General features: G+C 59.2%; 5 protein-coding genes. 3 read left to right on the top strand and 2 right to left on the bottom strand.

Annotated features, from left to right (window positions below; genetic code table 11):
* Positions 1-429 precede the first annotated feature (429 nt).
* On the top strand, positions 430-2,697 hold the full coding sequence (locus tag JNN07_02310; GenBank protein MBL9166557.1) for a dienelactone hydrolase family protein: 2,268 nt from the start codon (positions 430-432) through the stop codon (positions 2,695-2,697).
* Between the two features lie 35 nt (positions 2,698-2,732).
* Here JNN07_02310 and JNN07_02305 read toward each other — a convergent pair whose 3' ends face one another.
* Both JNN07_02305 and JNN07_02300 read right to left on the bottom strand, forming a co-directional pair.
* Positions 2,733-3,887, bottom strand: a complete 1,155-nt coding sequence (locus JNN07_02305; protein ID MBL9166556.1) for a cellulase family glycosylhydrolase — start codon at positions 3,885-3,887, stop codon at positions 2,733-2,735.
* Between the two features lie 23 nt (positions 3,888-3,910).
* Positions 3,911-6,361 carry a hypothetical protein gene (locus JNN07_02300; GenBank protein ID MBL9166555.1) on the bottom strand — a complete coding sequence of 817 codons (2,451 nt, stop codon included), beginning with the start codon at positions 6,359-6,361 and terminating at the stop codon, positions 3,911-3,913.
* A 235-nt stretch (positions 6,362-6,596) separates the two neighbouring features.
* Between JNN07_02300 and JNN07_02295 the strand changes: the two genes are divergently transcribed.
* Both JNN07_02295 and JNN07_02290 read left to right on the top strand, forming a co-directional pair.
* A complete protein-coding gene (locus JNN07_02295) occupies positions 6,597-9,452 on the top strand; it encodes a DUF1549 domain-containing protein (GenBank protein ID MBL9166554.1) in 2,856 nt (951 codons plus the stop codon).
* Positions 9,430-10,890, top strand: coding sequence for a DUF1501 domain-containing protein (locus JNN07_02290; GenBank protein MBL9166553.1), 1,461 nt, complete (start codon positions 9,430-9,432; stop codon positions 10,888-10,890). Before JNN07_02295 ends, JNN07_02290 begins: the two co-directional genes overlap by 23 nt.
* Positions 10,891-10,925: the final 35 nt, after the last annotated feature.

Raw genomic sequence — 10,925 nt, 5'->3', positions numbered from 1 at the left:
CCTAAGCCTTATCCGCTCCTGATGAAACATCGGAGAACGTTTCGCGAAATTTCCCATCGAAACCGATACTACAAAAACAGCGTCTTCGGTCCCAAATACCGCATTTCTTCGAAGCGCTAACTAACTGCCATTCAGGTCTGTCCCTGCTTCCCAATGTCCCCACTTGCGGACCTGGCCTGTCCCTACTCGGCTATAACATGCGTGCCTCGGTGGGTCGTAAGCGGCTCCTTGCGGCACCGTTCTCGGCTCCAGGAGGATAGGTCAGAGTAGCCCTGATATGGCCTGTCCCTAGAGGGAAAGGAGGTGGATTTCACTCACAAGGGTTGGCAGAGATGATTACGGAAAGTGAGAAGGAGCCGGGCATCACGTCACCAGACCGGCGGGAGTTTTCGCTGTCCTATCCAATCGGACCATTGGTAGGCTGCACCCATGAGATTCTTTTGGCTCCTGATCTTGTCGGCCACGCTGGCCACCGCCTCGCCGATCGATGATTTTATATCAGAGGCGAGAACCAAACATGGCGAGTCCGGCGCTCGAGCAGCCCAGTTTCTGGTAGAACACATGCCCGATTCGGACCGCAGCTCGCTATCCACCGAATTTCTCATCGATAATCTTGACCTTGCGTTCCAAGCCCGCAGCGAGTTTCCCTGGGCTAAGCAGGTCCCGGAGGCCATCTTCCTCAACGACGTGCTTCCCTACGCAGTCTTCGATGAGAAGCGCGATCCGTGGCGGAAAGAGTTCTACCAGATGGCGCGTGGCCTGGTGAAGGACTCCAAGACGGCAACCGAAGCAGTTCAAACGCTCAACCGTCAGCTCTTCAATCTAGTCAAAGTCCACTACAATACCGGCCGCAAACGGCCGAATCAGAGTCCCAAGGAATCCATGGAACTTGGAATGGCCACCTGCACCGGGCTCTCCATTATCCTGGTAGACGCTTGCCGGTCTATTGGCATTCCTGCCCGTGCAGTAGGAACGCCGCTCTGGGCCAACCTCCGGGGCAATCACACCTGGGTTGAGATTTGGGACGGGGATTGGCATTTCACTGGGGCCGACGAGTACGACAAGAAGGGATTAAACCGAGGCTGGTTCGTCGGGGATGCCGCCCAAGCCAAAGCGAATGAGCCCCGTCACGCCATTTATGCAACCTCCTGGAAGCGAGAGGGGCTTACTTTCCCCATGGTTTGGGCAAGAACCAATAAGGAAGTGGCGTCCGTCAACGTGACCGCTCGGTACGCCAAGTCAACGGAGCCCAAACCCGCTGAATCGCTCGTCGGAGTCCGGTTATTCGACAAGAAAGCCGGCAAACGCATTCCCGCCGGCGTCAGCCTGTCGCTGGTCGACGGTCAACCGGCAGGCCAAGGCACAACCAAGGCAGGCACCGCTGACCTGAATGATATGCCCAGGTTTTCTTTGAAGCCGGGCTCGCGCGGCTGGGCTCGCTTTCGGATAGGCAACCAAACGCGGGAGATGGCCTTCGGTCCCACCACCGCTGGAGAAACCACACTGGACGCCTTCTGGGATCAATTGGGAAAGGTATCGCCCGCCATCGCTGCACTTGAACAATGGGTTGCCCTTCCCCAGGCGGCACGCGATGAACAATCCAGGGTGCTTCGCCGTACCCTATCCCAAGCCGATGCCTCCCGTGCGCTCCAGCTTTTAGCTGCGAACCGCACGACCCAGTTGGCGACCGAGCGCAAGTCGGAACTCGATCAGCGAACGATCGAGTTCCAAGGCAAGTCGCTGCGCTGGCTTTCTAAGACATTCGGCGAGCCGCCGTCGGAAGGACGAAGCCTCTGGATCTCAATGCATGGGGGAGGTAACGCACCGGCCGCAGTAAACGATCGCCAGTGGACCAACCAGATCGGTCTCTACCAACCCGCCGAAGGGATCTACGTAGCCCCCAGGGCTCCAACAGACACGTGGAATCTCTGGCACGAAGGACATATCGACCCACTCTTCCAGCGTCTGATCGAAAACTACGTGGTGCTCCAAGGGGTTAATCCGAACAAGGTCTATCTAATGGGTTACTCGGCCGGCGGTGACGGGGTGTGGCAGTTGGCTCCGCGAATGGCCGATCGATTCGCCGCAGCCGCAATGATGGCAGGACATCCTAATGAGGCCTCGCTGCTTGGCCTGCGCAATCTCCCGTTCGCTGTGTTCATGGGCGGCAACGACTCCGCCTATGGCCGCAACAAGATTGCGGCCGATCGAAGCGCACAACTCGATCAATTGGCCAAACAGGATCCCGAAGGTTACCCACACATGTCCAGGATCTATGAAGGCCTGGGACACTGGATGAATCGAAAAGATGCCGAAGCCTTGCCTTGGATGGCGCAGTTCCAACGTAGGGCATGGCCCAAGAGAATCGTCTGGGTTCAGGATGATGTCCTCCACGATCGGTTCTACTGGCTGCAGCTCCCGGCCGACGTGAAAGCCAAAGCCAAACAGCAAATCATCGCGACGGTGGAAGGTCAGTCGATCCGGATTGATGGGGATGTCCCTGATCGACTGATCCTGAGACTGTCCGATGAACTGGTCGACCTCAACTCCAGCATCCAGGTCATTATCCAGGGCAAGAAAGCATTTTCCGGCAAGGTGAAACGCCGCGCGGAGCATCTGCTCGCAGACCTGGAAGACCGGTTCGACCCGACCATGGCCGCCAGTGCTTACCTGACAGTCAAAAAGCCTTTGCGCTGAGATCGGCGACGGTTCACCGGCAGTTTCGCAGCCGACTAGTGGCTGGATTTTGCGTTCCCTATCCGCTGATTGACAGCTCGGATCTCCTCGAGCTGCCAACCCCGCGCGTTCGAAAGGGTCACGCTCCATTCGTTTGCCTGGGCCTGAAAATCATAGACCCAGAGCGCCGCCAGAGGCACGCCGCCGGTCTCAATGTTTCCGAGTAGCGACGCAAAGACCTTCCTGGCTTGTTTCGTGTCCGGACCAGGAACGCCAAACTCACCAACGAAAAGCGGCTTTTTCAAGTCCCGGGACGCCTGCATCGCTAAAGGAATCCGACCTACATCGTTGGTCAGGTCATAGGCTCGAACGCAGAGGCTGTCGACGGGAAGCGGATTGTCGGCAGCGATCACCAGCGCAAACTGCTCCGGACTATCCGGACGCCAGCTACCTTCCGCGGCCTGATGCCAAGCCGAGGTGCGGGGAAACGCATGACCGCTCACAATCATCCGATGCGCATCATGGCGACGGACCTCAGCCGCAAACTCTCGAACAGCCACCCGAATCATCGCGTGGCTCAGGTCATCAGCGGGAGAGCGAAACGAGGGCGTGCCCAAAGCCGGCACTACCGGGGCGCGATGTTCTGCGGCATTGGGAAGGTCGGCTGGCAGGTTGTACTCGTTTCCAAACTCCCAGGCCCAGATGGCGCGAGAAGACTGGTAACGCGTCACCGTCTGGCGGGTATACTCCCGCATGAAACTATGAGTCTGACTATTGGTCCGGCCCCAAGCGCTGACTGGCTCGCCCACCAGATCAGGAACCGTGCTGTAATGCCAAAACAGTGAGGGTATAAGCCCGATTCCCAAGCGTTCAGCGGTTCTCACCACCGAATCCAGCCGGGCAAAATACTCAGCCCGATTTGTTTGGTACAACCGCCAATCGTGCGGCCAGTAACCACCCGCTGAAAAGCGGACAAACGGAATCTTGAAACTCGCCAACTGTTCCATTCCTAGCTGGGCTGTCCGATCCGTAGGGTCCGGAATCTGCCTGACGAACAAGTCGTAGTAATTTACTCCCACCCCGCGGTAGCGCCTGCCCTCGAGTAGCAATTGACCCTCCGATCCAACCGAAAGGCCCAACGCCGCTCCCGCGCAATGGGCGAGCGAAGCCAGACTGACAACCAGACCAAGAAGCGCGCTCAACCAGTTCATAGGGGGCGATCCGCACAGGCTGCTCACTGAGCCTCTTTGTTCCGAGGGAACAAGGAGATGGGAACCCCCAACGTTCGAAACTCCAGCTTCAGGCTCGAACCCTGAGGCAGATCCGCATGCACCACGAGTTTGGAGGAACCTTGGGCTATCCGCTCGGCGGATGCTTCACTTGGAAGTCGCTGAAGCTCCTTCAACACCCCATCGGTCATGACACACTCCCCTTGGCCAGCGGACTTGAGAATCCCCCCAATCGGCAAGCTCCGATCCTTGAGATCGAATAGCAGGCGACCATTCAGTTCCAGACGAATCTTAGACACAGGAAACTTTCCCACCGACTGAATGCTCCACTTCAAACCCTGCTCCGGCATCGAGTTCTCGATGACGTATTCCTTCGCCGGGCCATTGGTGGAGGCATGCACGAATCGGGAGACCTGAGCCTCGTAAAGGCTCCACCCTGTTTTTTGGTCCGCTGCCGCCCGCAACTCAAACTCACGCTGGTTGTCGCGCAGAAGTTTCTTCACCTCTTCCGGAAAAGCACCAGCCATACGAGCCGTTTCCCAGCGGCGAATAGCCTCGAGAATCGCACCGATCGCACCGAAGCGCTTGGCGGTCTCTGCCGAGAAAGGATCCGCCTCCAACTGGGCGGTGCTGGCCAGGCTCATGGCTAATGCGAATCCAGCGTCGAACCCCGCAGCCCTGGCCAGCAGCCATTCAGCATCCTCCAAGCTGGTATTGTTTCGGAGCGCGAACCAACCCAACATGTGGGGCATAAGGTTCCTTTGGAAGAGCAGCTGGTTCTTAAACCGATAGAGCGTTTGGCTCTCCCGGAAGCCGGCATACCAGGGCTCCCCCCAGTTCATCCGGGTGTGGATATGCCAATTGTAGTGACAGGGAAGACTGGCGTCGTTGATGATCTGCCCGCGCAGGGATGGATCCAGAGCATCGTACCAAGCCTTCGCGAACAGCGCCACTCCGTAATCCCCGCAGCCGCTGGCCCAATTGCCCTCCAATCCGTCAAAAGAGAGCTGCAAGGCACCCGTTTGGTTATTGAGAGCGGCAATCTGTCGAGCCACATCGAGAGACAGGCTCATGTCGGGAAGCAAGACCTTGTAGTCATGGTCCAGCAGTCGTTCGACCCGCTCTCCCCGCGAATGGGCCGTCGCACGCGTACCCCAAGCACCCCGCTGCGCCTCCATCAGCCGCCAGGGTGGGTCTTTGGACAAGAAGCTAAAACGAATCAACTCCCCACCGATCCGAACGGCGTTCAGCGAGGATCGCTTGCGGAACAGTTCTGGATCCTTGAGCGGGATCTGATCGACGACGGAGGTGATATCCTCATCCAGGTCGGTTTCTCCAATCGCAGCCAACCGGGAGTCAGGGGTCGGAGAAACGTAGGAATCCGTCGGCGTAATGAAATTCGAGAGCGTGTGGAATCCAAGACGAATTCCGGCGGCGCGCGCCTTGTCGACGCATGCTTTGAAGCCTTCCCAGCCATTCGGAAAAAGCTCGGGCTTCAGCTTGAAATGGCCCCAGGTGGCAAATGGGGAGCTATGGTAAAGATACCGCAGCCCGGCGCGGCGAGTCATCTCGATCGCACGGTCGATGGTCTTTTCGCCAAAATCAACGATGAGGTAGCTCGCCGTGGCTCCCGGGGAAATCTTGTCCCAAACACCGTCGAGGAGCGGGTGAGGCAGCCCTTCCGCCAGCTCGATGGCGCCAATCGTCTCGAGTGCCTTGGGTTCGGGACAGGCGAAGAGCGCGATACGGCTGCCAAGAACTCCCCCGTCGGCGAGGGCGGGAACCCGGTAGCTCTGATGTCCCCAATTGGATATCACACGATCGACACTGCGATCCCGACAGTAGGCTTGCAGCACGCTGCCGAAGCTGGTGGCACGCGCGGTATCGCCCCGGAACCCCTGCCCGGCCCGGAGGCCTTCCGGAAGATTCGGATAGTAGCCCTTGTCGTCGCCAGAGTGGCCCTGCGGTACATCATTGTCGTTGGTCGGATACCCACCGATGGTTTTGGGGTTCAAACTCTGGATACCCACTGCCACTTGGCGATCTCTCACCACCCCAACGATCTCGCCGATCGTCTCACTGATATCGATAGGATAAGGACCCCACAGAGCGAGCTCCACAAATTGAGGGGATTTAAGCTCAATCAACTCGAACGACACATGAGTGGATTTGACCATCACTCGGACCACGGCCTGGGCCCCGGCTGCACCGTACTCCAGGGTTAGTTTTCCGGTCGATTCCTCCCAGCGCGCGCGCTCCGGCACCATGGCTTGCCCCTTGGTTCGGAGCGTGAGCAGGGGTGAAGGCTGGCCCTTCGCGAGATAATTTCGATCGGCGCCGCGAGGGACCAAGGACGCCAACGCGCCTCGGCCATCGATCGCCAATTCAAATGCGTCGGTTTTCCAGATCGTCAATGCCTGGTCAGCCCGAGCAAACCAGCCCAGCCAAGTGGACATGATCAGCAACGTCAAGGTGCGTATCTTGGGAACAGGAACCATATCCCTATGAACCCGTGGATTGAGAAAGTATTCAAGCAAGGAATGCGTCAAAGTCGGCCATCCGCGAGGAAAGCCCTTAGGGACCGTGCAACCTTCCTCCCGCCTAGCATCTGGCCTGGCAGCGCTCACGCCAAAACCAGGAGTTATTTGTGCAGGATCCCTTAGCTATTCCTTGCGGCCAGAGGGCGGTGGCATGGCAAATAATGAGCACCCCGATGTTTCGACGGAATTCCCAGTTGACCCGGATGGCCGTGAGGCGCTGAATATCGAAATGCCAGCCGCTCGAGTCTTCAAACACAGCCACTTCGCCCTGGCGGCGAGCCTCATGCTCCTTTGCTGGGGAACAAGCGTGGATGCAGCAGACCACCGGGATCGAAGCCAGGTCCGAGAAAGCGACCGTGAGTGGTGGGCGTTTCGCCCGCTGAGCAACCCTGAGCCGCCGGAGCTGAAGACCGCCAAGCGGGGAGGGAATCCGATCGATGCGTTCCTCATGCAGCGACTCGAGCAACAAAAGCTGAGTCTAAACCCATCGGCTGATCGTCGAACCCTGATTCGCCGGGCCTCATTCGATCTCCGAGGCCTGCCGCCCGCTCCGGAAGAAGTCGAGGCCTTCGTGAACGACCGTAAACCCGGAGCGTGGTTGCGCGTGATCCGGAGTTTTCTGGACAGTCCCCGCTACGGTGAGCGATGGGCCAGACACTGGCTGGACGTGGCTCGCTTTGCAGAGAGTTCGGGATTTGAGCACGACTACGACCGTCCGAACGCCTACCATTATCGGGATTTTGTCATCAAGGCGTTGAACGAAGACATGCCGTACGACCGGTTTGTGAGATGGCAGATCGCGGGGGATGAGTTTGAGCCCGACAATCCCTTGGCTTTGATGGCCACCGGCTTTTTGGGCGCGGGGGTGTTCCCCACGCAGATCACCGCCAATGAAGTCGAGCGGACGCGCTACGACGCGCTCGACGACATGCTCTCGACCACGGGGAGCGCGATGCTGGGGCTGACAGTCGGCTGTGCGCGCTGTCACGACCACAAGTTCGATGCGATACCCAGCAACGACTACTATCGCATGCTTTCCTCGTTCACCACAACCGTGCGCAGCGACATCGAATTGGACCTCCATCCAGAAGAGAACCGGAAGGCGAAGGAAGCATTCGAGCGGGAGCACGCCCCCTTGATCACTGAGCTTCGCCGGTATGAAGCCCAAGACCTGCCACGGAACTTCGATGCCTGGCTGGCCACCGGAGCTCCGGTTAAGTCAGGCACCGATTGGGAGCTGCTCGAAGCCACCGATCTGCGCTCGAAAGCCGGCGCCACGTTCAAGCGACTGGAAGACGGCTCCTATCTTGCAGAAGGCAAGAACGGGGACTCAGATACCTATACCTTCACGGCCCAAACGAGTCTCCGCGAACTGCGAGCGCTCCGGGTCGAGGCGATGGCGCATTCCTCCATGCCCAAAGGCGGTCCCGGCCGGGCCGACAATGGAAACATCGGGCTGAGCAAGCTCCGGCTCTTTGCCGCTGCGACCAACGGCGGCCCGACCAACGAGCTTAAACTCGCGCGCGCACGCGCCACGTTCGAGCAGAACGGGGCCCATCTCTCGGTGGCATCGGCACTCGACACAGATCCCCGAACGGGGTGGGCGGTGGACCCGCAGTTCGGCACGAACCATGCAGCCATCTTCGAGCTCGAACAACCGGCGCAGTTCCCGGAGACGATGCGACTGGTGGTACAGCTCGAATTCGCGTTGAACAGCCGGCACAACATTGGACGTCCGCGCCTTTCAATAACGGGCGTCGAAGCCGCTCCACTGGGCGGCGAAACCATCACTCCCCAGATCGCCGCGGTTTTGGAAAAGGCTCAGGCGCGAAAACCGATCCCCGCCCCAGAACGTACCGAGCTCATCGCGTGGTGGCGGGTTTCCGACCCCGGCTGGCGAAAAGCCCAGGCCCAGGTACTGGCGCATCAGAAGCAGGCACCCAAACCCAAACTCACGAAAGTGCTCATCTGCGGGGAAGGCTATCCGGCGCTGCGCATGCACACACAGGGTGCCGACTTTCTGCCTGAAACTCATTTCCTGCAGCGCGGGAGCACGGATCTCAAGCGCGGGGTCGCGACTCAAGGATTTCTCCAGGTGCTCTTGCGCGGGACAGATCCGAGTCCTGAACATCTTTGGCGATCCGAACCACCGGCACAGGCGAAGTATTCCGGCCGTCGACGTGCCCTGGCGACGTGGATGACCGACCCCGATCGAGGAGCAGGCCACCTGTTGGCCCGCGTGATGGTGAATCGCCTCTGGCAGCACCATTTCGGGCAGGGCCTCGTCGTCACTCCTAACGACTTCGGAGTTCAGGGCGCCAAGCCCAGCCATCCCGAGCTCTTGGATTGGCTCGCAGCCGAACTGATTCGTGGCGGTTGGCGGTTAAAGCCCATTCACCAGCTGCTCATGACCAGCGATGCCTATCAGCAAAGTTCCCTTCTGGACGAGCACAAGCGCCAGGTCGACCCAGCTAACACTCTGTTCTCTCGCCGGGTACCGGAACGTCTGCAAGGCGAAGCGATCCGTGACAGCCTGCTGTGGGTGTCGGGTGCGCTGGACACCAACATGTTTGGTCCGGGCACCTTGGATGAGAACAGCCGGCGACGAAGCATTTATTTCACGATCAAGCGAAGCCAGCTGGTGCCTTCCATGACCGCGTTTGATGCCCCTGAGCCCTTGGTCAGCCAGGGAACGCGCCCCACGACCACCGTGGCGCCCCAAGCACTTTGGCTGATGAACAGCCCCGCAGTTCGAGGGTGGGCTTCCCTCTTCGGCCAGCGTGTGAAGGGGGCAAAACCAATGTCTCACAGTGAACGCGTGGCGAAGGCCTATTCACTCGCCCTCAACCGCCGGCCCACCCGGCAGGAGACCCTGGAATCGGTCAGGTTTATCGAGACTCAGCTCACTCGCTATCGCTCGGAAAATAAATCCGACGCAGAGGACCTGGCACTCACGGACTTCGCTCAAGTGGTTTTGAATCTCAATGAATTCGTCTATGTCGAATGACCCGTCCCTGATCAACCGTCGGCAGATGTTGCTCCGTTCAGGCGGCGGGGCTGGGCTTCTGGGCATGGCAGCGTTGTTCCAGGATTCCGGGCTGCTGCTTCCCTCGGCCAAGGCTGCCGCAGCCAACCCCCTGGCACCGCATCCGGCCCATTTCCCCACCAAAGCCAAGTCCGTCATCTGGCTGTTCATGAACGGAGGCCCCAGCCAGGTGGACACCTGGGATTACAAGCCCGAGCTGGCGAAGCGAGATGGTAAGGAGCTTGAGGGTTTCGACAAAAAGACCGGGTTTTTCGTGGATTCGGTGGGACCGCTGATGAAATCCCCGTTCGGCTGGGCTCAACACGGGCAGAGCGGAACCTGGGCTAGCGACCTGTTCCCGTACCTCTCGCAGCAGGTGGACAAGATGGCTTTTATTCATTCCTGCCACACAGAGTCCAACAATCATAGCCCTGCCCTGTTCATGATCAACACGGGAACGACGCGCATGGGCTGGCCGTGCGTGGGGTCGTGGGTCACGTACGGCCTAGGGAGCGAAAGCCGCAACCTTCCCGCTTTCGTGGTCATGAGCGATCCCCTGGATCGAGGGCTGCCGAAGGGCAATGCCAGCAACTGGGGCGCCGGCTTTTTGCCCAGCGTCTTTCAGGGCACCTGGCTCAAACCCAAGGGGGAACCGATCGATAACCTCAAGCCGCCGGGCGGCATGGGTGATCCCGCCCAACGGGCTCAACTGGATTTACTGGCCAAGCTCAACCGTCAACGGCTGGCGCGATCTCCGGCGGAGAGTGAACTCAGCGCCCGGATCGAGAGCTTCGAACTCGCGTATCGAATGCAGACGGCCGCTCCGGAAGCCTTCGACGTCGAACGTGAGCCTGAGCACCTCAAGCGGCTGTACGGTCTCGACCAAAAACATTGCCGCCACTTCGCGGCGCAATGCTTGATGGCTCGACGCATGGTGGAGCGAGGTGTCCGCTGCGTTCAGATCTACTCCGGAGGTATGGAAAACCAACGCAGTTGGGATGGGCATGAGGATATTGTGGGCAACCACCGCGGGTTTGCTCGGGAAACGGATCAACCCATCGCGGGGCTCTTGGCCGACCTGGAACAGCGGGGTTTGCTGGACGAAACGCTGGTCATTTGGGGAGGAGAGTTTGGGAGATTACCCATGTCGCAAAAGGGCAAGAATCCTGGACGGGATCACAATCCGCATGCCTTTACCTACTGGCTCGCGGGGGGAGGAACCAAGGCGGGAACCCATTTCGGATCCACGGACGAAATTGGTCACAAGGCAGCCCAGGACCGAGTGAGCGTCAACGATCTCCACGCAACCATCCTGCACCTGCTTGGATTCGATCACGAACGCTTGACCTACTTTCACAACGGCCGAAACTTCCGACTTACCGACGTCGCAGGCGAGGTGGTTAAACAGGTGATCGCTTAGTAAACCTGCCTCACACTCGACCCATCCCCTGACAA

The organism is Verrucomicrobiales bacterium (assembly GCA_016793885.1).
GTDB lineage: Bacteria > Verrucomicrobiota > Verrucomicrobiia > Limisphaerales > UBA11320 > UBA11320.
Note: the sequence above shows the minus strand (reverse complement) of the source record. Positions and strands in the feature narration are given on the sequence as shown.

Excerpts from the sequence above, each read along its gene's own strand:
- JNN07_02300 (MBL9166555.1), bottom strand. The coding sequence starts at position 6,361 with ATGTCCACTTGGCTGGGCTGGTTTGCTCGGGCTGACCAGGCATTGACG.
- JNN07_02295 (MBL9166554.1), top strand. The coding sequence starts at position 6,597 with ATGGCAAATAATGAGCACCCCGATGTTTCGACGGAATTCCCAGTTGAC.
- JNN07_02310 (MBL9166557.1), top strand. The coding sequence starts at position 430 with ATGAGATTCTTTTGGCTCCTGATCTTGTCGGCCACGCTGGCCACCGCC.
- JNN07_02305 (MBL9166556.1), bottom strand. The coding sequence starts at position 3,887 with ATGAACTGGTTGAGCGCGCTTCTTGGTCTGGTTGTCAGTCTGGCTTCG.
- JNN07_02290 (MBL9166553.1), top strand. The coding sequence starts at position 9,430 with ATGAATTCGTCTATGTCGAATGACCCGTCCCTGATCAACCGTCGGCAG.